At 70.5% G+C, this 22,286-nt stretch carries 25 protein-coding genes and 1 tRNA gene; 12 read left to right on the top strand and 14 right to left on the bottom strand.

Annotation, left to right across the window (positions count from 1 at the left end; all coding sequences use genetic code 11):
* Nucleotides 1–37: 37 nt before the first annotated feature.
* The 9 genes from tyrS (at nucleotide 38) to der (ending at nucleotide 8,994) form a co-directional block, all read left to right on the top strand.
* Complete coding sequence (gene tyrS / locus AB1K56_RS05730; RefSeq protein ID WP_371204933.1) at nucleotides 38–1,351, top strand: tyrosine--tRNA ligase; 1,314 nt, start codon at nucleotides 38–40, stop codon at nucleotides 1,349–1,351.
* A 1-nt stretch (nucleotide 1,352) separates the two neighbouring features.
* On the top strand, nucleotides 1,353–2,153 hold the full coding sequence (locus AB1K56_RS05735) for a DUF4184 family protein (protein ID WP_371204934.1): 801 nt from the start codon (nucleotides 1,353–1,355) through the stop codon (nucleotides 2,151–2,153).
* A gap of 138 nt (nucleotides 2,154–2,291) precedes the next feature.
* Nucleotides 2,292–3,194: a ParA family protein gene (locus AB1K56_RS05740; RefSeq protein WP_240752823.1), complete on the top strand. Its 903-nt coding sequence runs from the start codon at nucleotides 2,292–2,294 to the stop codon at nucleotides 3,192–3,194.
* A 166-nt stretch (nucleotides 3,195–3,360) separates the two neighbouring features.
* The gene (locus tag AB1K56_RS05745; protein ID WP_371205063.1) at nucleotides 3,361–4,122 is read left to right on the top strand and encodes a ScpA family protein; all 762 of its coding nucleotides are present in this window, start codon (nucleotides 3,361–3,363) and stop codon (nucleotides 4,120–4,122) included.
* The gene (gene scpB / locus AB1K56_RS05750; RefSeq protein ID WP_371204935.1) at nucleotides 4,112–4,777 is read left to right on the top strand and encodes an SMC-Scp complex subunit ScpB; all 666 of its coding nucleotides are present in this window, start codon (nucleotides 4,112–4,114) and stop codon (nucleotides 4,775–4,777) included. Before AB1K56_RS05745 ends, scpB begins: the two co-directional genes overlap by 11 nt.
* On the top strand, nucleotides 4,774–5,556 hold the full coding sequence (locus AB1K56_RS05755; RefSeq protein WP_264630483.1) for a pseudouridine synthase: 783 nt from the start codon (nucleotides 4,774–4,776) through the stop codon (nucleotides 5,554–5,556). The genes scpB and AB1K56_RS05755 overlap by 4 nt, the downstream gene beginning before the upstream one ends.
* A 55-nt stretch (nucleotides 5,557–5,611) precedes the next feature.
* Nucleotides 5,612–6,745, top strand: coding sequence for a prephenate dehydrogenase (locus AB1K56_RS05760; protein WP_136587806.1), 1,134 nt, complete (start codon nucleotides 5,612–5,614; stop codon nucleotides 6,743–6,745).
* Entirely contained in the window at nucleotides 6,738–7,478 is a 741-nt protein-coding gene (gene cmk / locus AB1K56_RS05765; protein ID WP_371204936.1) for a (d)CMP kinase, read from the top strand. Before AB1K56_RS05760 ends, cmk begins: the two co-directional genes overlap by 8 nt.
* Nucleotides 7,468–8,994, top strand: coding sequence for a ribosome biogenesis GTPase Der (der, locus tag AB1K56_RS05770; RefSeq protein ID WP_136587804.1), 1,527 nt, complete (start codon nucleotides 7,468–7,470; stop codon nucleotides 8,992–8,994). Before cmk ends, der begins: the two co-directional genes overlap by 11 nt.
* Nucleotides 8,995–9,210: 216 nt before the next feature.
* Here the strand turns inward: der and AB1K56_RS05775 are convergent, their stop codons facing one another.
* Nucleotides 9,211–9,624 carry a GNAT family N-acetyltransferase gene (locus AB1K56_RS05775; RefSeq protein WP_371204937.1) on the bottom strand — a complete coding sequence of 138 codons (414 nt, stop codon included), beginning with the start codon at nucleotides 9,622–9,624 and terminating at the stop codon, nucleotides 9,211–9,213.
* Nucleotides 9,625–9,704: 80 nt separating this feature from the next.
* Between AB1K56_RS05775 and AB1K56_RS05780 the strand changes: the two genes are divergently transcribed.
* Nucleotides 9,705–10,607 carry an NUDIX domain-containing protein gene (locus AB1K56_RS05780; RefSeq protein WP_371204938.1) on the top strand — a complete coding sequence of 301 codons (903 nt, stop codon included), beginning with the start codon at nucleotides 9,705–9,707 and terminating at the stop codon, nucleotides 10,605–10,607.
* A gap of 264 nt (nucleotides 10,608–10,871) precedes the next feature.
* On the opposite strand, the gene AB1K56_RS05785 is transcribed toward AB1K56_RS05780, so the two are convergent.
* Complete coding sequence (locus AB1K56_RS05785; RefSeq protein ID WP_136587801.1) at nucleotides 10,872–11,255, bottom strand: RNA-binding S4 domain-containing protein; 384 nt, start codon at nucleotides 11,253–11,255, stop codon at nucleotides 10,872–10,874.
* Between the two features lie 42 nt (nucleotides 11,256–11,297).
* The gene (locus tag AB1K56_RS05790; RefSeq protein ID WP_371204939.1) at nucleotides 11,298–11,876 is read right to left on the bottom strand and encodes an N-acetyltransferase family protein; all 579 of its coding nucleotides are present in this window, start codon (nucleotides 11,874–11,876) and stop codon (nucleotides 11,298–11,300) included.
* 224 nt (nucleotides 11,877–12,100) lie between these two features.
* On the opposite strand from AB1K56_RS05790, the gene AB1K56_RS05795 reads away from it, so the two are divergent.
* Nucleotides 12,101–12,174: transfer RNA gene (locus AB1K56_RS05795), tRNA-Pro, on the top strand.
* Nucleotides 12,175–12,383: 209 nt separating this feature from the next.
* Here the strand turns inward: AB1K56_RS05795 and AB1K56_RS05800 are convergent.
* From AB1K56_RS05800 to AB1K56_RS05840, 9 genes are all read right to left on the bottom strand, one after another.
* Nucleotides 12,384–13,550 carry a site-specific integrase gene (locus tag AB1K56_RS05800; RefSeq protein WP_308302086.1) on the bottom strand — a complete coding sequence of 389 codons (1,167 nt, stop codon included), beginning with the start codon at nucleotides 13,548–13,550 and terminating at the stop codon, nucleotides 12,384–12,386.
* A 43-nt stretch (nucleotides 13,551–13,593) separates the two neighbouring features.
* Nucleotides 13,594–13,809, bottom strand: coding sequence for an AlpA family transcriptional regulator (locus AB1K56_RS05805; protein WP_020628096.1), 216 nt, complete (start codon nucleotides 13,807–13,809; stop codon nucleotides 13,594–13,596).
* Nucleotides 13,806–14,378 carry a hypothetical protein gene (locus AB1K56_RS05810; RefSeq protein ID WP_070708793.1) on the bottom strand — a complete coding sequence of 191 codons (573 nt, stop codon included), beginning with the start codon at nucleotides 14,376–14,378 and terminating at the stop codon, nucleotides 13,806–13,808. The genes AB1K56_RS05805 and AB1K56_RS05810 overlap by 4 nt, the downstream gene beginning before the upstream one ends.
* A gap of 15 nt (nucleotides 14,379–14,393) precedes the next feature.
* Nucleotides 14,394–14,849, bottom strand: coding sequence for a single-stranded DNA-binding protein (locus AB1K56_RS05815; protein ID WP_020624341.1), 456 nt, complete (start codon nucleotides 14,847–14,849; stop codon nucleotides 14,394–14,396).
* Between the two features lie 53 nt (nucleotides 14,850–14,902).
* Nucleotides 14,903–16,699, bottom strand: coding sequence for a type IV secretory system conjugative DNA transfer family protein (locus tag AB1K56_RS05820; protein WP_251204188.1), 1,797 nt, complete (start codon nucleotides 16,697–16,699; stop codon nucleotides 14,903–14,905).
* Nucleotides 16,696–17,187, bottom strand: coding sequence for a hypothetical protein (locus AB1K56_RS05825; RefSeq protein ID WP_020624339.1), 492 nt, complete (start codon nucleotides 17,185–17,187; stop codon nucleotides 16,696–16,698). Before AB1K56_RS05825 ends, AB1K56_RS05820 begins: the two co-directional genes overlap by 4 nt.
* A gap of 306 nt (nucleotides 17,188–17,493) precedes the next feature.
* Nucleotides 17,494–17,802, bottom strand: a complete 309-nt coding sequence (locus AB1K56_RS05830) for a hypothetical protein (RefSeq protein ID WP_020624338.1) — start codon at nucleotides 17,800–17,802, stop codon at nucleotides 17,494–17,496.
* Entirely contained in the window at nucleotides 17,799–18,470 is a 672-nt protein-coding gene (locus AB1K56_RS05835; RefSeq protein ID WP_371204940.1) for a cation diffusion facilitator family transporter, read from the bottom strand. Before AB1K56_RS05835 ends, AB1K56_RS05830 begins: the two co-directional genes overlap by 4 nt.
* Nucleotides 18,467–18,826: a helix-turn-helix transcriptional regulator gene (locus AB1K56_RS05840; RefSeq protein WP_043278786.1), complete on the bottom strand. Its 360-nt coding sequence runs from the start codon at nucleotides 18,824–18,826 to the stop codon at nucleotides 18,467–18,469. The genes AB1K56_RS05835 and AB1K56_RS05840 overlap by 4 nt, the downstream gene beginning before the upstream one ends.
* A 54-nt stretch (nucleotides 18,827–18,880) precedes the next feature.
* On the opposite strand from AB1K56_RS05840, the gene AB1K56_RS05845 reads away from it, so the two are divergent.
* Nucleotides 18,881–19,876: an arsenic resistance protein gene (locus AB1K56_RS05845; RefSeq protein ID WP_101966154.1), complete on the top strand. Its 996-nt coding sequence runs from the start codon at nucleotides 18,881–18,883 to the stop codon at nucleotides 19,874–19,876.
* A gap of 54 nt (nucleotides 19,877–19,930) precedes the next feature.
* Here the strand turns inward: AB1K56_RS05845 and AB1K56_RS05850 are convergent, their stop codons facing one another.
* Together AB1K56_RS05850 and AB1K56_RS05855 are read right to left on the bottom strand one after the other, a co-directional pair.
* Nucleotides 19,931–21,424 (bottom strand): ATP-binding protein, encoded by a 1,494-nt coding sequence (locus tag AB1K56_RS05850; protein WP_070708981.1) that lies wholly within the window; start codon nucleotides 21,422–21,424, stop codon nucleotides 19,931–19,933.
* Nucleotides 21,421–22,257, bottom strand: a complete 837-nt coding sequence (locus AB1K56_RS05855; protein WP_070708980.1) for a hypothetical protein — start codon at nucleotides 22,255–22,257, stop codon at nucleotides 21,421–21,423. The genes AB1K56_RS05850 and AB1K56_RS05855 overlap by 4 nt, the downstream gene beginning before the upstream one ends.
* Between the last annotated feature and the right edge of the window lie 29 nt (nucleotides 22,258–22,286).

Below are 22,286 nucleotides of genomic sequence, written 5' to 3' on the forward strand. Positions count from 1 at the left end.
ATCCGGAGCCTCTCGAGCCCGCTGGTACCCTGAACCGGTGTCTGCCTCCACCGATGCGGCGCCCGTGAGCGCCCTCGCACCCGCCAACGACCCGACCTTCGACAACGTCTGGGACGAGCTGGTGTATCGCGGACTCGTGCACGTGTCGACCGACCAGGGCGAGCTGAGCGAGCTGCTCGGCGGGGATCCGATCACGTTCTACTGCGGCTTCGACCCGACCGCGCCGAGCCTGCACCTGGGCAACCTCGTGCAGCTGCTCACGATGCGTCGTCTGCAGCTCGCCGGTCACCACCCGCTCGGACTCGTCGGCGGGTCGACCGGACTCGTGGGCGACCCGCGTCCCACGGCCGAGCGCACGCTCAACACGCGCGAGACCGTCGAGGAGTGGGTCGGCAAGCTCCGTGCGCAGGTCGAACGGTTCCTGAGCTTCGACGGAGACAACGCCGCGCGCATCGTGAACAACCTCGACTGGACCGCTCCGCTCAGCGCGATCGACTTCCTTCGCGAGATCGGCAAGCACTTCCGCGTCGGCACGATGCTGAAGAAGGATGCCGTCAGCGCGCGCCTCAACTCCGAGGCGGGCATCAGCTACACCGAGTTCAGCTACCAGATCTTGCAGGGGCTCGACTACCTCGAGCTGCACCGCCAGTACGGCTGCGTGCTGCAGACCGGCGGCAGCGACCAGTGGGGCAACCTCACCAGCGGCACCGACCTTGTGCGCAAGGTCGAGGGCGTCTCGGTGCACGCGATCGGCACGCCCCTGATCACCAACAGCGATGGCACGAAGTTCGGCAAGAGCGAGGGCAACGCGATCTGGCTGGATGCCGAGATGTGCAGCCCGTGGGTCATGTACCAGTTCTGGCTCAACACCGACGACCGCGACGTGGTCGAGCGACTGAAGGTGTTCACCTTCCTCACGCGCGCCGAGATCGAGGAGTACGCCCGGCTCGTCGAGGAGGAGCCTTTCCGCCGCGCCGCGCAGAAGCGCCTGGCGCGCGAGGTCGTGACCACGGTGCACGGGGCCGAGACGACCGAGAGCGTGATCGCGGCGACCGAGGCCCTGTTCGGTCAGGGAGACCTGACCGCCCTGGATGCCACGGTGCTGCGTTCCGCGCTGCAGGAGCTCCCGCACGCCACGGTGCCGGCCGGGTCGTCGGTGGTCGAGGCGCTGACGGCCACGGGGCTGTCGTCGAGCCTGAGCGACGCGCGTCGCGCCATCGCTCAGGGCGGGGTCTCGCTCGACGGCGTGAAGGTGACCGGTGACGAAGCGGCCGTGACGGGCGCCCTCCCCGGCGGGGTCTCGGTGCTGCGGCGCGGCAAGAAGACCCTCGCGGGGCTGTTCGTCGACTGACATGCCGTTCACCGTCAGCCATGCGGTCGTCGCGCTCCCGTTCGTGCGGACGCCGCTGGTGCCGGCGGCGATCGCGATCGGGGCGATGACCCCCGACCTGCCCCTCTTCCTGCGGGGCATGTGGCCCGACTACACGCTGACGCACGATCTCGCGTGGCTGCCGGTGACGGTCGTCGTCGCTCTCGTGCTCCTTCTCGTGTGGCGCTGCGTACTGCGGCCGGCGACCCGGGAGCTGCTGCCGCGCGCGGTCGCGGAGCGGTCGCCGGCGGCGTGGGATGCCGGGGCCGGTGCGGCGGCGCGAGAGACCCTGAACGGGGGAGTCGTCGGCATCCTGTGGCTCCTCGCCTCCCTCGCGCTCGGGGTGGTCACGCACGTGGCGTGGGATTTCTTCACGCACGAGGGCAGGGCGGGCGACGCCCTGTTCCCCGCTCTCGAGCAGCAGTGGGGACCGCTGCTCGGGGTCAAGTGGCTGCAGTACGGCTCGGGTGCCCTCGGGCTCGCCGGGCTCGCGGCGTTCGGCCTGTGGTGGCTGTCGCGTCGCTCGCCCCAGCCGCTGACCCGCGTGCTTCCGGATGCCGTCCGCGTGACGTGGTGGTTGTCGTTGCCGATCGCGCTGGTCGCGGCATCCCTCGTCGCGGTGACGGTCGCGGGAGGCTTCGGTGAGGACTACACCCCGACCCACCTGATCTACGGCGTGCTGGTGAAGGTCGCCGCGGCGTGGGGTCTCGCGACGCTCGTTCTGGCGGTTCTCGTGCAGGTGCGGCGCTCGCGCGACGTCAGTGATTCGCGCAAAGTCGGCTGAGCCTCGCGGTTTCGGGCTGAGGCTGTGCGGATCGCGGAGGATGTGCGCGCGCAGCGCACGCGGGCATGGGGCGGACCTCACCCCCGCCCGCGGGTCACTCCGGGCGGGGGAGCGGGCGGCGACTAGACTCGGGACGTTATGACGAAGGCGGGAGAATCGGTGTCGGCGAGCACGAAGGGCACGAAGTCGGGCGCGGACGAGGTCATCCTCGGCCCCACCGGGCGCCCCTACCAGGGGTTCCCCACCCCGAAGCCGCTCGACGGACACGGTCCCGCCCGCATCATCGCGCTGTGCAACCAGAAGGGCGGCGTCGGCAAGACGACGACCACCATCAACCTCGCCGCCTCGCTGGCCGGCTACGGGCGTCGCGTCCTCGCGATCGACTTCGACCCCCAGGGTGCGCTGTCGGCGGGTCTCGGCATCCAGACGCACGACGTGCCCACCATCTACGACCTGCTGCTCGACACGAAGCGCGACCCGCACGAGGTCATCGTGCACACGCGTGTCGAGGGGCTCGACGTCATCCCGGCCAACATCGACCTGTCGGCGGCCGAGGTGCACCTCGTCAACGAGGTCGCGCGCGAGACGATCCTGGCGCGCGTGCTGCGCAAGGTCGCGGCCGACTACGACGTGATCCTCGTCGACTGCCAGCCCTCGCTCGGTCTGCTCACCGTCAACGCGCTCACCGCCGCGCACGGTGTGCTCATCCCGCTCGAGTGCGAGTTCTTCGCGCTGCGCGGCGTCGCCCTGCTCGTCGAGACGATCGACAAGGTGCGCGACCGCCTCAACCCCGCGATCGAGCTCGACGGCGTGCTCGCCACGATGTACGACCCCCGCACGCTGCACTCCCGTGAGGTGCTCGAGCGCGTCGTCGAGGCGTTCGGCGACGACGTGCTCGAGACGGTCATCGGCCGCACGGTGAAGTTTCCGGACGCCTCGGTGTCGGGAATGCCGATCACGGAGTTCGCCCCCGAGCACGCCGCCGCACAGGCCTACCTGCGGCTGGCGCGGGAGCTGGTCGCCCGTGGCGCCGTCGCCTGACGACACCCTGGCCGATGCCGCGCCCGCGGCGTCTCCCTCCGCGGCTCCCGGTGGCTTCGACAGGCTCAGCCACCTCGCGGTCGGCGACCCCGAGCCCTCCGAGCACACCGAGGTCCCCGAGCCTGTCGAAGGGACCGGGCCCGAGGCTCCGCGCTTCCGCGTCACCTTGCCCGACTTCGACGGGCCGTTCGACCTGCTCCTCACCCTCATCTCGCGCGCCGAACTCGACGTCACCGAGGTGGCACTCAGCCGCGTGACCGACGAGTTCATCGCCTACCTCCGCGCGCTCGGCCCCGACGCCGACCTCGACGAGACCTCGGAGTTCCTCGTCGTCGCCGCGACCCTGCTCGACATGAAGATCGCCGGTCTGCTGCCGCAGGGCGAGGTGGTGGATGCCGAGTCGGTGGCGTTGCTCGAAGCGCGCGACCTGCTGTTCGCCCGCCTGCTGCAGTACCGCGCGTTCAAAGAGGTGTCGGCGTGGTTCGCCCGTTGCCTGCAGCGCGAAGACAAGCGGCACACGCGGTCCGTGCGCCTCGACGAGAAGTACCGCAGTGCCGTCCCCGAGCTGAAGTGGACCCTCAGCGCCGACGACTTCGCCGCCCTCGCGGTCGTGGCCTTCGCCCCGAAGCAGATCCCCACCGTCGGCCTCGACCACCTCCACGCGCCGCTGGTCAGTATCCGCGAGCAGGCCGCGATCGTGGTCACGCTGCTGCGTTCGGCCGGCACGCTGAACTTCCGCGACCTCGTCGCGGGCGTCACCGAGACGGGGGTCGTCGTCGCGCGGTTCCTGTCGATCCTCGAGCTGTACCGCCACGCCGCGCTGTCGTTCGAGCAGCTCGAACCGTTGGGGGAGCTGACCCTGCGCTGGACCGCCGAGAGGTGGTCGGAAGAGAACCTCGCCGCCCTGGGAGCCGACTATGACCGTTGACCGCACCGAGACGGCGACCGACCCGCGCGCCGCGGACCCCGCCGTCGCCGCGGCGAACCCCGCATCCGAGCCGGCGCCCCCCGCGCGGCCGTCCGACCCGGCATCCGTCGCCCGTCGCCTCGAGGCGATCCTGCTCGTGCTCGACGAGCCGCAGAGCCTCGTGAGCCTCGCGGCGGCCGTCGCGGCTCCGGTCCCGGTCGTTCGCCAAGCCGTCGAGGCGCTCGTCGCCGATTACGACGGAGAGACCGGCGGCCCCCGGCGCGGCTTCGAACTGCGCGAGGTCGGGGGCGGCTGGCGGCTGTACGTGCGCGAGGAGTACGACGACGTCGTCGGCGAGTTCGTCAACACGCAGGCCCCGGCCCGACTGTCGCAGGCGGCCCTGGAGACCCTGGCCGTCATCGCGTACAAGCAGCCCGTGACGCGCGGGCAGGTGGCATCCATCCGCGCGGTCAACGTCGACTCGGTCGTGCGCACCCTGCTCGCGCGCGGACTGATCACCGAGGTCTTCACCGACCCCGACACGGGCGCCATCCACTACGGGACCACCGACCAGCTGCTGGTCCACCTCGGCATCAACTCGCTCGACGAGCTGCCGCACATCTCGCCGTTGCTCGACGACGGCTCGGACGGATTCGACGGAGAGGTACTGAAATGAGCGACGCTTCGACAGGCTCAGCGACCGGGGGCGAAGAGGGCGTGCGCCTGCAGAAGGTGCTCGCGAACGCGGGGGTGGCCTCGCGCCGCGTCTCGGAGCAGATGATCGTCGAGGGGCGCGTGCGCGTCAACGGCGTCGTGGTGACGGAGCTGGGCTCGCGCATCCACCCCGAGACCGACCTCGTCGACGTCGACGGAACGGCGATCCAGCTGGATTCGTCGAAGCGCTACGTCATCCTGAACAAGCCCACCGGCGTGGTCAGCTCGATGAACGACGATCGTGGGCGCCCCGACCTCCGCCGGTACACGAAGGACTGGGACGAGCGCCTGTTCAACGTCGGGCGCCTGGATGCCGACACCTCGGGGCTGCTCGTGCTGACGAACGACGGCGACCTCGCGCACGTGCTCGCCCACCCGTCGTTCGGGGTCACCAAGGTGTACATCGCCAAGGTCGAGGGGCAGGTGCTCCCGCAGACCATCCAGCGGCTCATCAAGGGCGTCGACCTCGAAGACGGACGCATCGCCGCCGACAAGGCGCGCCTGCTCGACGCCTCCCGGGGCGAGAGCCTGGTCGAGCTGACCCTCCATTCGGGCAAGAACCGCATCGTGCGCCGCATGATGGCCGAGGTGGGGCATCCGGTCGTCGAGCTGGTGCGGCGGCAGTTCGGACCCCTTCACCTGGGAACACTCCCGGTGGGCAAGGCGCGCGAGTTGACTACAGTAGAACGTGGTGCCCTGCTCACGCTGTCTCGTCGAGACGGTGACGCTCCGGTGGAGTGAGCCTCCCGGGCGTCTCGCGGTGCGTGCGGCACCGCCCAGGGCAGCAGGAGACCCGATGAGCGAATCGAACGAGGCGTCCGCGCGCGCGGCGGGGCCTTTGGCGACCCGCACGAGCGGCACGGTCCGCGTCGTCGGCTCGGGCCTGCTCGGCGCGAGCATCGGCCACGCGCTCACCGCGCGCGGCGTCGACGTCGTCCTCGTCGACGCGTCGCCGTCCCAGTTGCGGCTGGCCATCGACTACGGTGCCGGTCGCGCCGCACGCGACGACGACGCGCCCTCGCTGATCGTCGTGGCCGTGCCGCCCGACGTCACCGCCGACGTGGTGCAGCGCGAGCTCGCCGCGTTCCCGGATGCCGTGGTGACCGACGTCGCGAGCGTCAAGCTCGAGCCGCTGCGCACCCTGCGGGAGCGCGGGGTCGATCTGCGCCACTACATCGGGTCGCACCCGATGGCCGGGCGCGAGCGCGGGGGAGCGATCTCGGCACGCGCCGACATCTTCGTCGGCCGACCGTGGGTCGTCTGCCGCGACGGCGAGACCTCGGCGCACGACCTGTCACTCGTGGAGGGCCTCGCCCTCGACCTCGGCGCGACGCTCATCGAGATGACGCCCGAGGAGCACGACGAGTCCGTCGCCCTCATGTCGCACGTGCCGCAGCTGGTCGCGAGCCTGCTCGCCGGACGCTTCGTCGAGGCCCCCGACGGCTCCCTCCGCCTCGCCGGTCAGGGCGTGCGCGACACGACGCGCATCGCGGCATCCGCTCCCGAGCTGTGGGTGCAGATCCTCGGCGCGAACGCCGCCCCCGTGGTGTCGGTGCTCGACCGGCTCTCGGCCGACCTCGCCGAGGTGGCCGAGGCACTGCGCGACCCCGACGTGCCGGGTGCTCGTCGTGCCGTCGCCGACACGATCCGCCGCGGCAACGAGGGCGTCGAGCGCCTCCCCGGTAAGCACGGCCAGAACCGCCGTTTCGATACGTTCGTCGTCATGGTCGACGACACCTCCGGCCAACTGGGCCGCCTCTTCGGCGAGCTCGGAGACCTCGACGTCAACGTCGAAGACCTGCGCCTCGAGCACTCGCCCGGTGCCCCGTTCGGCCTCGCCGAGATCAGCGTCGTCCCCGACGCGGTCCGCCGAGCCGTCGACGGGCTCCAGCAGCGCGGATGGCGGATTGCGAGCACCACCCATGACTGAGTCCCTCCTCAAGCCCGCCTTCGGCGCCCCCGTCGAGGGGTCTTCCCCGGACGGTGCGCCCGTCGTCGTCGCGATCGACGGTCCCGCCGGCAGCGGCAAGTCGAGCGTGTCGAAGGCCGCGGCCCAGCGCCTCGGGTACGGCTTCCTCGACACCGGAGCGGCCTACCGCGCCCTCGCGTGGCACGCCCTCGAGCACGGCGTCGACACCTCCGACGCCACCGCGGTGCTCGAGGTCTTCGGCGACTTCGACTACTCCATCTCGCTCGACACGGCCGACCGCTGGGTGCGCGTCGGCTCGGTCGATGTCACCGCCGCGATCCGGGAGCCCCGGGTCACGGATGCGGTGAGCGGTGTCGCCCGCGTCGCTCCGGTGCGGCACGCGGTGACCGAGCTGTTCCGCCGGCTCGTGGCATCCGCTGCTCTTCCGGGTGTCGTCGTCGAAGGACGCGACATCACCACGGTCGTGTTCCCCGACGCGTCCGTGCGCATCCTGCTCACCGCGGCGCCCGAGGTGCGCGCCGCGCGTCGCAGCGCCGAGCTGACCGATCAGGATGCCGCCAAGGTGGCCGCCGCACTGCACAAGCGCGACGCCGCCGATTCCACGGTCGTCGACTTCCTCACCGCCGCCGAAGGCGTCGAGGTCGTCGACTCGACCCACCTCGATTTCGCACAGACCGTCGACGCCGTGTTGAGCGTCGTCGAGAACACGATGGGAGCCCGCGATGGGCGTTGAAGAAGACGAATACGAAGGCGGGCCCGACCAGCTCGCCGAGAAGATGCAGAACCTCGACGAGGCTCTCGCCGAGCAGCGGGCCGAAGCGCTGCGCGCGGGCCTGGCCGACTTCGACCTCGACGAGGACGACGCCGAATTGCTCGCGGGCCTGGCTTCGGGCGACGGCGAGATCGAGTTCCTGCCGGCGCTGCCGGTGGTCGCGATCGTCGGCCGCCCGAACGTCGGCAAGTCGGCGCTGGTGAACCGCATCCTCGGTCGCCGCGAGGCCGTGGTCGAAGACACCCCCGGTGTCACGCGCGACCGCGTCACGTACAAGGCCGAGTGGCTCGACCGGCGCTTCTCGCTCGTCGACACCGGCGGGTGGGAGCCCGACGCGAAGGGCATCGACCGTTCGGTCGCCGCCCAGGCCGAGGTGGCGATCGACCTCGCCGACATCGTCCTGTTCGTGGTGGATGCCACGGTGGGGGCGACCTCGACCGACGAGCACGTCGTGAAGCTGCTGCGCAAGAGCAACAAGCCGGTGTTCCTCGTCGCGAACAAGGTCGACGACGCCCGTCAGGAGCCCGAGGCCACGGCCCTGTGGAACCTCGGACTCGGTGAGCCGCACCCGGTGTCGGCGATCCACGGTCGCGGTGTCGCCGACCTTCTCGACGAGATCATGAAGGTGCTGCCGCAGGTCTCGGCCGTGGCGAAGTACGAGATCGGCGGACCGCGTCGCGTGGCGATCCTCGGTCGCCCGAACGTGGGCAAGTCGTCGCTGCTGAACAAGGCCGCGGGCGAGGAGCGCGTCGTCGTCAACGAGCTCGCGGGCACCACGCGCGATCCCGTCGACGAGGTCGTCGAGCTCGGCGGCAAGCTCTGGACGCTCGTCGACACCGCCGGGATCCGTCGTCGCGTGCACCTGTCGCAGGGCGCCGACTTCTACGCGTCGCTGCGCACCTCGACCGCGCTGGAGAAGAGCGAGGTCGCGGTCGTGGTTCTCGACGTCTCGCAGCCGATCAGCGTCCAGGACCTCAACATCATCGACCTCGTGCTCGAGTCGGGTCGCGCGCTCGTGCTGGCGTTCAACAAGTGGGACCGCCTCAACGACGACGACATGGAGAACCAGGACCGTCGCCGCTACCTCGAGCGCGAGATCGAGCAGGACCTCGCGCACGTCGCGTGGGCCCCGCGCGTGAACATCTCGGCCCGCACCGGCCGTCACCTCGACAAGCTCGTGCCCGCTCTCGAGCAGGCGCTCGAGTCGTGGGACACCCGCATCCCGACCGGCAAGTTCAACGCGTTCCTGTCGGAGCTCGTCGCCGAGCACCCGCACCCGCTGCGCGGCGGCAAGCAGCCCCGCATCCTGTTCGGCACGCAGGCGGCGACGCGCCCGCCGACATTCGTGCTGTTCACGACCGGGTTCCTCGACCCGGGCTACCGCCGGTTCATCCAGCGGCGCCTGCGCGAGATCTACGGCTTCGAGGGAACGCCGATCGTGCTGAACATGCGCATCCGCGAGAAGCGTCAGCGCTGAGTCGCCCCGCGAACGCCCCGGTTTCGGCCGGGGCGTTCGCTGTTTCGGCGGGGGTCGTCGGGTTCGCGAGACGGCGCGCGTGCGACGTTTCGGTGGGGACCGTCGGGTGCGCGAGACTGCACGCGTGTGACGTCTCGGCGGCATCCTGCAACCGAGATGTCGGCGGCGTGCAGTCTCGCGGGTGGGGCGCGGCTGCGCGTCGCGGAGGGCGCCGCGTCAGACGGAGGATGCCGGACGCACGAGGGCGGTTCGATCGGGCTGGGTGAAGCCGAACCGCCGGTACAGGCCGTGCGCGTCGCTCGTGAAGAGCGTCCACCGGAAGTGCGGCCCCGGCCCCTCATCGATCATCAGCGACACGAGGCCCTTCGAGATGCCGCGACCGCGGTGTTCCTCGACGACGAACACGTCGGCGAGGTAGCCGAACGCGACGCCGTCGGAGATCGCCCGGGCGAAGCCCACCAGCTCGCCCGTGTCGCGGCTGTAGGCGGCCACGAGGCGCCACGCGCTGTCGAGTTGCGCCTCCACATCGGCGCGCGTGCGCCAGCGGGCCCAGTACGCTTCGGTGCTCAGCCACCGCCACACCGCGTCGCGGTCGATGCGCGCGGGGTCGTCGTCGAATTCGTACTCCACGAGAGAAGTCTCGCGCGTTCCGCGGCGGCATGTGACGCGCGCCGGCGCTGTCGCCCTTGGGCTGTGCCAGGCTGGACGGGATGACGATCGAACCTCCCGCCCCGGACGAACCACGGCGACCGCACGGGCCCCGCGACCCCGGCGACGCGTGGGTCGTCGCGCCCACTGGCGAGAGGTACTGGGGTCGCTTCGGCGCTGCCGGGCTGCTCGCTCTCGACCCGGCGCGCGGCGTGCTGCTGCAGCACCGGGTCTCGTGGAGTCACTTCGGCGACACCTGGGCGCTGCCCGGGGGAGCCCGGCACGAGGGCGAGTCCGCGCGAGACGGTGCGCTGCGCGAGTCGGGCGAGGAGGCGGGTGTGCCGACGGATGCCGTGCGCGCGCGCTTCGAGAGCGTGCTCGACCTCGGCATCTGGTCGTATTCCACCCTGATCGCCGACGTCGTCACGCCGTTCGAGCCGGTCATCAGCGACCCGGAGAGCGTCGCGCTGGAATGGGTGCCGGTAGACCGGGTGACGCAGCTTCCCCTTCACCCGGGGTTCGCGGCGGCGTGGCCCGCCCTGAGCGCGGCACTCGAGGTGCGCCCGGCGATCGTCGTGGACGTGGCCAACGTCATGGGGTCGGTGCCCGACGGCTGGTGGAAGGATCGCGCGGGCTCCGCGACGCGTCTCGTGACGCGAATCTCGCGCCTCGCGGAGCGGGGAGTGGATGCCGAGCGCCTCGACCTCTCCGCCACGCGCTGGTTCCCCCGTGTGGTCGCCGTGCTCGAGGGGCAGGCGAAGGCGGCGGATCCTGCGGCTCCGGCGATCGAGGTGCGCCGCGCCGCGGGCGAGGGCGATGACGAGATCGTCGAGGTGGTGTGCGACCTCGCGGAGACGTCGAGCCCCGTGGTGGTCGTCACGAGCGATCGCGGGCTGGCCGCCCGGGTCGAGGAGCTCGGCGCCACCGTGCAGGGCACGCGGTGGCTGTTGGACCAGCTGGGCTGAGGCGGCCGGCCGGGCGGACACTCGGGGGCGCGGCGTGACTGTGGCCTTCGGGTTCCGTCGAGTTCGCGGTCCCGGTGAGCCGCGGGGCGATGTACCTGTCGCCGCCGAGTACCGTCAAGCTTTGCGGTTGTGCCGAGGGGCGCCTGCCGCTCCCGGGTTCCGTCGAGCTCGCGGCCGTGTCGAGGAGCGCCTGCCACTCCCGGGTTCCGTTTGTTTCGCTGTCGCGCCGAGCCCCGGGGTGCGGCGCTCGTGCTCTCGCCGGGGTCAGTCGAGCTCGCGTCCGCGCAGCTTCTCGATCTCGCGGCGATCGCGCTTGGTGGGTCGTCCCGCGCCGCGGTCGCGGACGGGCACGAACGGCATGCTCTCCTTCGACGGCGGCGGGGGAGTGCGATCGTCGACCGACTCCGCGACGAGCGCGGCGCCGACGCGCTTCGCGATGGTCTTCTTGACGATCAGAATGCGATCGAATCCCTGGATCCGCACGCGCAGTTCGTCGCCGGGTCGCACGGGCTGCGCGGCCTTCGCCCGTTCGCCGTTGACGCGTACGTGACCGGCGCGGCACGCCGTGGTCGCGGCCGAGCGTGTCTTGTAGACGCGCACCGCCCATAGCCACGCGTCGACGCGCGCGGTGGTCGTGGCATCCGTCATCTCGGGTCTTCCGTCGGCGAACCTCCATCGTACGTCGGGGTCTCAGTCGCGGAGGGTGAGGGAGACCAGCGCTCGGTCGGGCTGCGGGCGGGAGACGATGTCGAAACCGGCGTCTTGGAACACCGCGACCGTGCCGCGGAACAGTTGATTCGCCGAGCGCTTCGTCACGGTCGGGTCGAGCGGATAACCCTCGACGACCCGCGCGCCACCCTCGCGGGCGTAGCTCACGGCGGCGTCGAGCAGAGCGCGGGTGAGGCCGGTGCCGCGGTGCTGCCGTCGGACGACGAAGCAGGACACCGCCCACACATCATCGGCGTCGAAGGGCTCGACGCTCGCGGTCTTCACGTCGCGCGTCCGCGCGATGCGCGGCTGCGCGGGGCGTGGCCCGACGCGGACCCAGCCCGCCGGCTCGCCGTCGACGTAGGCGACGAGTCCGGGCGCGCTCTCACCCCGGGTCTCGGCGCGGAAGCGCTCCGTCAGCTGCGCGCGCGACTCCTCGCGGAACTCGGCGCTCGTGAGCAGCCACCACTGGCACTGGCAGCCGGGCCCGTCTCCGCTGTCGAGCGCCGTCTCGGCGTCGTCGAAGCGGTCACCGGTGGCGGGGAGGATCTCGATCGTCATGCCGCGACCGTAGCGAGGGGGTCCGACATCGACAAGGGCGCGTGATCGGGAGCGCCACACGCCCGGGGGGAGGCGTGGTTCGCGGTGGTGCCGGGGAGGGGCTAATATAGGGGAGTTGCCCGCTCGCGGGTAACGGGATGTGGCGCAGCTTGGTAGCGCACTTGACTGGGGGTCAAGGGGTTTACCCCGCTCTGATCGGCCCGAACAACTGAAAATCGATGCCACGGGATGTGGCGCAGCTTGGTAGCGCACCTGACTGGGGGTCAGGGGGTCGCAGGTTCAAATCCTGTCATCCCGACAGAAAAGCCCCGATGAGAAGCCATTTTCATCGGGGCTTCGTCATGTCTGACGACGGGTTTTTGTTGGTCCCCCTCTGGTCCCCTCGCCAAGGCATCGATGCCGCATCACAGACGTCGGAGGGCATATCTGGCTCTCTGGAAAACGCCGCCTGTGGATAAGGGGACCAAAAGGGGACCAGAGCCCCCGGTCGTGGCTTCCGGCTCCCCGTCACAGTGGCCTCGAGGCCTCACGCCGGCTCGGTCTGCTGGCCTTGGCGGATCGGGCGAGGAAGGCGTTGGCCTGCTCTGCGGCGGATGCGAGGTGGCGGTCGTCGGGGTGCAGGTATCCGCGTGTGGTCTCGACGGAGGCGTGGCCGAGGATGTCCTGGAGGACGTGCAGCGGGATGCCTGCGTCTGCCATCCAGGTGGCTCCGGTGTGCCGGAGGCCGTGCCGGGTGAGGTCGGGCAGGCCGAGATCGCTGACGATCTGGTCCCAGTTCGTGGCGTCCCGCACGGTCGCGGTCGTGAGAGCGCCGCCCTTCGGGCCGATCAGCAGCCGGTCCTCGGGCTCCTTGCCTTCCGCGAGCCGCTCGAGGATCGGGCGGAGCGGGTCGAGGATCGGGACGCGGCGTTCTCTCCGGCCTTTCGTCTGTTTCGTGATGAGCCCGCCTTTGCCGGGGTAGGTCTGCCGTGCGATCATCACGATGTTCTTGTCGAACCGGACGTCACCGGCCTGAAGGCCCGAGACCTCGGATGAGCGCGCTGCGAGGAGGGCGGCGAGCATGACGAAGTCGGAGTAGGACTGGTGAATGTTCCCGCAGGCTTCAGCGAGCGTCGTCAGCGTTGCCATGTCGGGGATCGCATGCGCGCGCGGGGAAGCATCCTCCGCAGGCTGGAGACGGAAGGCATTGCGGTTCAGGCTGCGCTTGGCACGGTTCTTCGCGGGGTTGATCGGGATGAGCCCGTCGCGCACCGCTTCATCGAGGACCCGCACGAGCGGGGCGATGGAGTTCTTGATCGTTGACGCCCCGTGCCGTTTCTCCCAGGCATCGATGGTGCGGTCGATGATCCCGGCGGTGATCTGCGCGACCGGCAGGTGCCCGAGGGCAGGTAGCACCCGGAGCTTGAGACCGTACCCGTAGGTCTCCCCGGTGGAGGTGGGGTCGAGGCCGCGCGCCCATCGGTCGCCGATCGTGGTGACGAACTCGGTGAGCGTCATGGACACGTCCATGCCCTTGGCCGATGACTGCCGCAGCGAGTCGAAGAACTCGTGCGCCGCAGCCTCGTCATCGACGATCTCGGAGCGGATGATGCGGCGTTTGCTGATCGGGTCCGTCCAGCGGGCACGGGCGCGGATGCCGTAGGAGCGACGTTCCAGGTCGGTGGAGATCTTCACGCCGACCGGAGGCACCGGCTTTGGCTGCGCGTGCGGGAGCGGCTCACCCTTCCGGGGCATGGCTGTCCTCCAGCCCAGCCAGCCAGGCGTCGACCGCGTCGATGCGGTACCGGGCGATCCCGCCCAGCCGCAGGAACGGCGGCCCCTGACCAGCCGAACGCCACCTCGACAAAGTCGACTCGGACACCTTGAGATAGGCGGCGATCTCCCGACTGTCCATTAGAGGCGAGACCACGATCGTGCCGCCGGTATCGCTCATGCGACTTCTCCGGTGTTCGGGTCGAGTCCGGCATAGAAGTCGTCCTCGGCCTGGCGGCGCGCGGCGACATCGTCGAGGACGAACTGCACGAAGTCCTGATCCCGGTGAGCGATGATCGTGTCCTCGACCGGGCCTGCCGGGTCCTCGCCGGGCCAGGTGGTCTGCCGGGTCGGGCGGTCTCGGTCGAGACGGGTTCCGGAAGCGGCGACCCAGTCGCGGAGCCGCTGGCGGGCGTCGGCGAAGTCGCGATGCCAGCCCAGCGGCGCGGAGCCGTTCTGCTCCGGGTCGTAGGCGGACAGCCAATGCAGGTGCAGAGCGCTCAGCTCCCACAACAGCTCCGGGTGGCGGTGCCAGAACGGCGGAACTACCGAAGCAGGCAGCCCGTAGGTGCGGCGGAGCCAGTCGACCCAGCGGTTCAGCTCCAGCCACTCGGCCTCCGCTTCCTCGCTGGTCAGGAGGTTCCAGTTGATCGGGTGCGGAGGCTCCGGGATCAGCGGCCCGTCGAACTCCGCGGCCTCCCCGTCCAGGTCCGGTTCGTCGGTCTCGGGGGCGGTGTCGTTCTGGTTCATCACGGTCACCGCCGTTCAGAGCCCGAGCGCCGGTGCGGCGCCGCGTGATTCGCGGCGGGCGCCGACATCGACGGTCTGCCCCGCGGTCTCCTGCGTGACGGCGGGCTGGCGGCGGGTGCGGTCGACCTCGTAGCTCGTGCGGGCGAGGTCGTGGCCGAGCTTCTTCGCGACGAACTCCTCGGACTTGACCACCTCGCCTTCCGGCGTGGCGCGGTCGTACTCGCGGGTGTAGCCCTCGGCGACGAACTTGTCTCCCTTGGCGAGCCGGTCGTGGGCGCGCTCGGCGGTCTTCTTGAACGCCACGAGGTCGTGGAAGGTCGTCTCGGTCTGCGTGAACGACCCGTCCGGCTCCTTGCGATAGTGCTCCTGCCCGATCTTGGCGTAGAACCGGGCATCGCCCCGCTCCGTGTAGGTGAGCTGCGGGTCGGAGGCGATGAACCCCGAGACGGATTCCTGCGTGTGGAGAGCCATTGGACTGCCCCTCTTTCTGACATCGGCGGCGACCCCACGGTGGGGCCGCTCTGTCAGGCAGGTGCGCCCGGCGGCTCCTCCGAGCGGTGCTGCAGCGTCGCCTCGATGTCGGCCCGGTCGTCGCGCAGCTGTTTCGCGTCGGGCCGGTCGGTCCAGGTCCGCAATCGGGTGACGATGGGTGGTGCGGAGCGCAGCAGCACCAGTGCAGTCCCGAACGGGAGGGTGCGGATCGTGTCGGGCGGCATGATCGGCACGCGGCGGATGGAGCGCTGTGCGGAGCGGGAGCCGTGGTCTCCGACCGTGGTGGAGTCGGTCACTTCGTCGCGCTCGCCGATGAGCGTGGTCAGGTCGTGCAGGTCCTTGGAGTTCGACGCTCCGCCGAGGACGATCTTGACGATAGAGGCGTCCCAGATCGCGCCGGCCGCGTTCTCCGACCACTTCTCCCGCGCCTGCGCGAGGCTTTGGAGTACGGGCATGGTCGTGATCCCGGTTCCGCCGCCCTCTGCCATGAGCGTCGGCAGCGAGGGCAAGGGTGCGAGGTTGCCGACCTCATCGAGTGCGAGCAGCAGTGGCGGGTCGAGGCGGGCGCCGGGGCTCGTGGCGGCGAGGCGGCGGGCGGCTTCCACGACGTCTTCCACGAACGCCGCCACCAACGCAGCGGAGTTGTTGGCGCCGGCTCCGGTGGCGAGCAGATAGAGGGTTCCTCGGTCGCGGAGGAACGCTTCGGGGTCGAAGTCCTCGTCCTCGCGCGGCGAGACGGCGTCGAGCACGCGCGGGTCTGCCAGCGCGGCGAGGGCGAGGGAGACGCCTTGCCAGATGGAGTCGCGCGTGCGGGGGTCGGAGTCGATCATCGCCTGCAACGAGTCCGCCCACCCAGTCGCCGCTCGCGGGTTCGCGGTGAGGATCGCCACTGCGTCCGCGGCGGCGGAGGGGTCGAGGGTCCAACGGAACAGCTCCGAGGGCGGCCGGTGATCGAGGGCGGCGGCATGGAGGAGCGCCTGGAGCGCGGTCCTCGTCTTGCCCTCCCAGAACCCGCCTCCCTCGACCCCGCCGGCCGAGAGACCGGTGCCGGCGGCAAGGCCGGTCGCGCGGATCATCGCCGTCAAAGGGTCCTCACACCCGCGGATGGGTGACCACCTGAGCCCGGCGGGTAGGCCTTCGGCGAGGTGCTGGGGGTCGAACACCGCGACAGGGCCGATCTTCTGCCGGGCGCGGAGCGTCGCGGTCAGGTTGTCCGGCCGCGTCGATGTGGTGACGACCGCGCCAGGGGCGTCCAAGATGGCGTTGATGACGATGTGGGCGCCCTTCCCGGAGCGGGGCGGGCCGATCAGCAGGATGCTGTCTTCGACGGACGCCCAGACGCTCGTGCCATGTGAGGCGCCGATCCGGTAGCCGACATCCTTCGGCTGCGGCTGGTGGAGCGAGGGCCGCAGGTGACCGGCCCGGCGCAGCAGCGCCGCCTCCGAGGCGGCCTTAGCGACCTCGTTGCGGGTGGCGATCCCGGCGATGCGGTACGGGTCGGTATTCACTTGACGGCCGTGCTCGCGGAAGAACCGCCACGTCCACCAGCCGGCCACTCCGGCGCCGAGGACCAGCAGACCGGCGGTGATCCAGTACGCCACGGCGCTCAGGCCCGGTGCGCCGAGCGCGGTCGCTGGGTCACCGGGGCCCAGCAGCACGCCCAGTCCGGCTTCGACTCCGCCAGTGGGCTGGTTGACGCCGGTGATCCAGGCGGCGACGGACCCGGCGCCGCGGAGGATGGCGGCGAGGACCGCCGTGCCGATGAGGATGCCGATGCCGAGGTTGCTCAGCTCGTCCCCGAGCGCTCCCGTGGGCCGGGGCGTGCTCATTCGGGGTGGCCGATCGTGAGGGTGCCGGAGACGCGGCCGAGCAGGATGACCTCGCGGGTCGGGGTCCCGGCGAGCTGGTGGGCTTCGACGAGGCCGCGCATGGTGCCGTCCGGGGCGGCATCGCCGTGGGCGATGACGACGGCGATCGCGACGTCCTCGCCGGGAACGAACCCTTCCCCGTGCAGCGCGACGAGTTCCGCCGCCGGTCGGCGGGCCGGTTCTTCCGATGCCGGCTCTGGATCGGGTTCGGTGCGGCGGCGCCTGCTCGGGGTGATGATGTCGGTGAACACGGTTCCGTCCGCTTCGCGCACCTCGACCCGCACCGGGGAGCGGCGCAGGTCGGTGAGCTGGTCGAGGACGCGGGCGAAGTCCTCCCGCCGCCACGGCGGCGCGAACGGCTCCGGCTCGAACGGCGCCCCGTCGACAGTGACGGTCATGCGGCCGTCCTCGGCGATGGTGATGGCGACGAGCGGGAGCACGACCGGCACGGGCTCGGCACTCCCGCTTCGGGATGCGGGTTCGCCCCAGGATCGCTTGTAGCGGGGCCGGAGCATCAGGAATCCTGCCGATCGTTCGGGATTCCTGAAGGCACGTCGAGATTCCCGAACTCGTGCGCATCTGTCCCAACCGCCGTGAGTTCGTTCGCGGTGTAAGTCGGTCGCAGTCTCATATCCATCAGGTACGCGGGCGAGTACGGCCAGTGCTCCGCGGCTGACGAACGTTCAGGATTAGTGCGAGGAGTTCACGATTCGTGAAGGAATCGCAGGAATGGTGAACGCTCGGCTCGGGCTGGACTATCCGACGTTGAGGGCGGCGAGTTGCTGCGGGGAGCCGGTCACCACGAGCCGCAGGTCCGAGTGCTGCTCCTCGATGCGCCAGTCGACGAAGGAGCAGCAGGAGCTTTCGGCCTCGACCAGCCCGCGAAGGCGGGCGATGGAGTCCTCGACCTTGGCGTAGTGGATGGTCAGCCGCGTGTCGGTGCGTTCCGTTTCGAGTGCGTAGTCCTCGTCGAATGCTCGCCACTTCTCGATCTGCGCCTTGCCGGCGGTGGGGGTCAGCGTGCAGGCGATGGGCAGGCCGTTGAGCGGGCCGATGTGGGTCACGGGGTGACCTCCTCGTGGTCGTCGTGGTCGAGGTCTTCGAGCACCTCGAAGGGGGATTCGATGTCGCCGCGCCAAGCCTCGATACCCTCACGGATCGCCAGGCCCGCCACCACGAGCGCGGCGATGGAGTCGGCCCACGCCCACCCGAACAGGCCGTTGAGGACGAGCCCGATGAGGACGGTGCCGGAGAGGTAGATGCACAGCAGAAGCTGCTTCGCATCGGCCTGCACGCTCTTGGAGCGCAGCTCCCGGCCGGTGCGAAACTCGAACCAGGCCAGGACGGGCATCACGATCAGGCTGGCGATCGCGATCCCGATACCGACCGGACTGTGATCCGGGTCGCGGACGCCGGTGAGGGCGAGGATCGCATCGACGGCGACGTACACGGCCAGGGCGAAGAACGCGCCCCCGATCACCCGGACGGTGGCCTTCTCCCACCGTTCGGGGTCTCTGCGAGTGAACTGCCAGGCGATCGCGGCGGCAGAGGCGACCTCGATCACCGAGTCCAGACCGAACCCGATCAGCGCCGCAGACGACGCAACCGCGCCGGCCGAGAGCGCAATGACAGCCTCGATGACGTTCCAGGTGATCGTGAAGAAGACGATGAACCGCACCCGCCGGTGCAGCTGGGCGCGGCGCTCGTCGGTCAGGGCCGGCGCGCTCATCATGCGGTGGCCTCGGTGTCGCAGCAGCCGGGCACGCTGCAGGCCGGGTCCAGGCACGGCGCGCTCTCGTCGACGGCGAGCGTCACATCCACCAGCGCGACGAGCGCCGCCGTCAGGTGTGGGTCGGCGATCTCGTACCGAGTCTGCCGACCCTCGGGCTCGGCAACCACGATCCCGCAACCACGCAGACACGACAGGTGGTTCGACACGTTTGTACGGGTCAGGTCCAGGTCGCGGGCGAGCTTCGCCGGATACCCCGGCTGCTCCAGCAGCGACAGCAGGATGCGCGAGCGGGTCGGGTCGGCCATCGCCCGGCCGAGCCGGTTCATCACGTCCACCCGAGAAGCAAGAGTCAGCACACACTGACTATACAGCGATCAGTGACCTATTGGAAGGCTGGAAGGATAAGACTCATGCGGACGGCGGTCGAGTGGATGGAGCGGTGGCAGGTGCCCCTCTACCTCGCCGCGTTCGTCCTCGGCGCGGGCATCGGGCTGCTGATCCCGGCGATTGCGCACCCGGCGGAGTTGGCGATCAACCCCGTGCTCGGGCTGTTGCTCTACGCGACCTTCCTCGGGGTGCCGTTCGCGAAGATCGGGCAGGCGTTCCGCGACTGGCGCTTCCTCGTCACCGTCTTGACGGTGAACTTCGTCGCCGTCCCGATCGTCGTCTACGTCCTTTCGCGGATCGTCGCCCACGATCAGGTGCTCCTGATCGGCGTGTTGTTCGTCCTCCTCACGCCATGCGTGGACTACGTCATCGTGTTCACCGGCATCGCCGGTGGAGCCAAGGATCGGCTGCTCGCGGCCGCACCACTGCTGATGCTCGCGCAGATGCTCCTGCTGCCGCTCTACCTCTGGCTGTTCGTCGGAGCCGAGTTCGTCGCCACGGTCGACTTCGCCCCGTTCATCGAGGCGTTCCTGCTGCTTATCGCGCTGCCTCTCGTTGCCGCGGGGTTCACCCAGCTTGCCGCCGCCGGCACCCGCTGGGGCGTAGCGATCCAGGGCACCGTGCTGGGGGCGATGGTGCCGCTCATGATGCTCAGCCTCGCTGTCGTGGTGGCCTCCCAGATCGCCGGCGTCGGACGACAGCTCGGCGCGCTCCTGCTCGCCATCCCCGTCTACATCCTGTTCGCCGCGGTCATGGTCCCGATCGGTGCCGCCGCCGGGAAGGTTGCCCGGATCGACGTCCCCGGTCGCCGCGCGATCGTGTTCAGCGGCGCGACCCGCAACTCCCTCGTCGTCCTCCCGCTCGTCCTCGCCCTACCCGCCGCGTTCGACCTTGCTCCGCTCGTCGTTGTCACACAGACCCTCGTCGAGCTCATCGTCATGGTCGTGTTCGTGCGGCTCATCCCGCGACTGCTCCCCGACGACATCGACACCGCGAACTCACGACCTCAGATACTCTGAAATGGCCCCTCGGCCCGTGGGTTCCCGCCTCAACTGCCTTCAGGATTCGTGATCTTACGTGGGTTCGCTGGTCATGCGGCCGGTGGTGTCGAACGCGGCGAGCTCGGCGGGATGGAGCTGATGCTGCACGACGAAGGAGCGGTCCTTGATCCGCCAGAGCCCCTGACCGGTCCCCAGGCCGGGGAGCAGCTTCTGCTCGGTGCCGGTGAGCCCGAGCGCGAGGGCGGTGGAGCCGAGCTGGTCCGGCTCCTGCCGGTACACGATCCGGGTCTCCGCATTCGCCAGCAGCGACGAGGCGAGGGCGCGCATCGCGGTCCCGGCATCGCCGACGTTGTCGAGGTCGGAGAGCTTGTGGAAGATGAGCATGTTCGCGATTCCGAAGTGCCGCGCCAGCCTCCACTGGGCGTCCATGCGGCGAAGCAGCGCCGGGTACTGCATGAGCCGCCACGCCTCGTCGTAGACCACCCATCGCTGCCCGCCCGCCGGGTCGGACAGAGCGGACTCCATCCATGCGGACGAGCAGGTCATCAGCACCGAGATCAGCGTGCTGTTCTCCGCGACCCGCGATAGGTCGAGCGACACCATCGGCAGCGACGGGTCGAACCTGACCGTGGAGGGGCCGTCGAACAGGCCTTGGAGGTCTCCGGCGACAAGCCGACGGAGCGCGTGGCCGACGAGACGACCGTCTTCCGCGAGCCGACCGTCCTCATCGTCCCCCGTGTTGGGGGTGAGGATGCGGTCGACGACCATCGGCAGGATCGGCACCTCGGCGCTGCGGACGGCGTCTCGGAGGGCGAGGTCGATGGCGGTGTGCTCCAACGGCGACAGCGCCCGGTCCAGCACGGTCTCTGCGAGGGCGCCGATGAGGTCGCGGCGGCGGGAGGCGACCTGCATCGCCCACTCCGTATCCGACACGGCAGATGGCCGGTGGCCCTCATCGAGCGGGTTCAGACGATTGCGAAGGCCGTGGCCGAGGATGATCGCCCGTCCGCCGACCGCCTCCGCGACAGCCGTGTGTTCGCCCTTAGGGTCGCCGGGGACGTAGACCCTGCGTCCGAACGGCAGGCTGCGCGTGTACAGCGACTTCGCCAGGGAAGACTTGCCGGAGCCGACGATCCCGGCGAGCACGACGTTCGGCGCCGTGATGAGGCCGCGCTGATAGAGCACCCAGGGGTCGTAGACGAACGATCCGCCGCTGTAGAGGTCCTGGCCGACGAAGACGCCCTGGCTGCCGAGGCCGGCCTCGGCCAGGAAGGGGTACTGGCCGGCGAGCGTCGCGGAGGTGTCTTGGTGCTTGGGGAGCCGGAACCGGCCCGGCGTCCGCAACGCCGCGGGCCCCGCCTCGCCGGAGGCGGGCAGGTAGCTCGTGTTGCGGCGTTCAGCCTGCTCCGCCTCCCACTTCGCCCGAGCTTGTGCCTTGCGATGCTGGCGGGCATCGGTCTCGACCTTCGCCGCCGCCTGCCGGCGGGCCTTGCGTGCCCGGCGCCGCTCGCCTTCGGGACCGACGAGCACGGCGGTGTGCAGGCGGCTGTCGTCCTGCCCGGTCACAGCGCCAGCCCCCGTCCGTGTGCGGAGGCGGCGCCGGGGCGGCGGGTGAACCAGTCGGCCCCGTCTCGCCCCCGGCTGACCGCGGGGCCGACTGCACGCGTGGACTTGTGCGCGGCGCGTTCCGCTTCCCGCCTCGACTCCGATGCGGGTGCGGAGGCCGGGGTGTCGATGCCGAGGAGCGCCGGGTCGGGCACGGTGTCGTGCTTGCGCAGCAGCGAGACGTGCCCGAGGAAGGGGTTGTAGGTGAGCGTGTAGACGTCGTGGGTGGCCACCTTGTCGAGCACACCTGCCGGGGGCTCGTCGTAGACGTATCCGTTCTCGAGCGCGGCCTGGGTGGTCTCCGCTCCGTAGTCGTGCCCGGCCAGGTGCTCGATCGCTGCATCCGTCCCGTCGCGGTCGATCAGCTCCAGCACCTCATCGGCCTCGGCGCCTTCCAGGAACACGACGCTGACCCACCGCCTCGCCGGGCCGTCCTCGACGGCAGGTGCGGGGTGCCAGGCGATGCGACCGGAGTGCTGGGAGGCGGCGTCCAGCCGCCACTCCACGGTGTCCAGCAGGGTGCCGGCCTGGTGCAGCTCATCGGCAGCTGCGAGGGCCGAGGTTGCGCCGGCGGCCTGGTTCCCGGCGTCGTCGTGCGCCCTGGCGCGGGCGCTGATGTGGGCGGCTGCGAGCTGGTCGAGCACTTGCCGCAGCGACCTGACGCCGGCGAGCAGATCTCCGATCACCGGGTGGGTGTCGGCGGGGCTCTCGAACGTGCGGGTCGCGTGGGCCAGGCCCCGCAGCGCGGCGGACGCCTCAGCGGCGTCCGCGAGCGGGTCATCGAAGGTCGGCATGATCGGGGCTCCTCACAGGAAGGCGTGAC

The organism is Microbacterium sp. BWR-S6Y (assembly GCF_041379845.1).
GTDB lineage: Bacteria > Actinomycetota > Actinomycetes > Actinomycetales > Microbacteriaceae > Microbacterium > Microbacterium hydrothermale.

Coding starts and splice junctions, on each gene's coding strand:
- AB1K56_RS05735 (WP_371204934.1), top strand. CDS start 1,353: ATGCCGTTCACCGTCAGCCATGCGGTCGTCGCGCTCCCGTTCGTGCGG.
- AB1K56_RS05740 (WP_240752823.1), top strand. CDS start 2,292: ATGACGAAGGCGGGAGAATCGGTGTCGGCGAGCACGAAGGGCACGAAG.
- scpB (WP_371204935.1), top strand. CDS start 4,112: ATGACCGTTGACCGCACCGAGACGGCGACCGACCCGCGCGCCGCGGAC.
- AB1K56_RS05755 (WP_264630483.1), top strand. CDS start 4,774: ATGAGCGACGCTTCGACAGGCTCAGCGACCGGGGGCGAAGAGGGCGTG.
- AB1K56_RS05760 (WP_136587806.1), top strand. CDS start 5,612: ATGAGCGAATCGAACGAGGCGTCCGCGCGCGCGGCGGGGCCTTTGGCG.
- cmk (WP_371204936.1), top strand. CDS start 6,738: ATGACTGAGTCCCTCCTCAAGCCCGCCTTCGGCGCCCCCGTCGAGGGG.
- der (WP_136587804.1), top strand. CDS start 7,468: ATGGGCGTTGAAGAAGACGAATACGAAGGCGGGCCCGACCAGCTCGCC.
- AB1K56_RS05780 (WP_371204938.1), top strand. CDS start 9,705: ATGACGATCGAACCTCCCGCCCCGGACGAACCACGGCGACCGCACGGG.
- AB1K56_RS05785 (WP_136587801.1), bottom strand. CDS start 11,255: ATGACGGATGCCACGACCACCGCGCGCGTCGACGCGTGGCTATGGGCG.
- AB1K56_RS05790 (WP_371204939.1), bottom strand. CDS start 11,876: ATGACGATCGAGATCCTCCCCGCCACCGGTGACCGCTTCGACGACGCC.
- AB1K56_RS05805 (WP_020628096.1), bottom strand. CDS start 13,809: ATGAGCGATACCGGCGGCACGATCGTGGTCTCGCCTCTAATGGACAGT.
- AB1K56_RS05810 (WP_070708793.1), bottom strand. CDS start 14,378: ATGAACCAGAACGACACCGCCCCCGAGACCGACGAACCGGACCTGGAC.
- AB1K56_RS05815 (WP_020624341.1), bottom strand. CDS start 14,849: ATGGCTCTCCACACGCAGGAATCCGTCTCGGGGTTCATCGCCTCCGAC.
- AB1K56_RS05820 (WP_251204188.1), bottom strand. CDS start 16,699: ATGAGCACGCCCCGGCCCACGGGAGCGCTCGGGGACGAGCTGAGCAAC.
- AB1K56_RS05835 (WP_371204940.1), bottom strand. CDS start 18,470: ATGATGAGCGCGCCGGCCCTGACCGACGAGCGCCGCGCCCAGCTGCAC.
- AB1K56_RS05845 (WP_101966154.1), top strand. CDS start 18,881: ATGCGGACGGCGGTCGAGTGGATGGAGCGGTGGCAGGTGCCCCTCTAC.
- AB1K56_RS05855 (WP_070708980.1), bottom strand. CDS start 22,257: ATGCCGACCTTCGATGACCCGCTCGCGGACGCCGCTGAGGCGTCCGCC.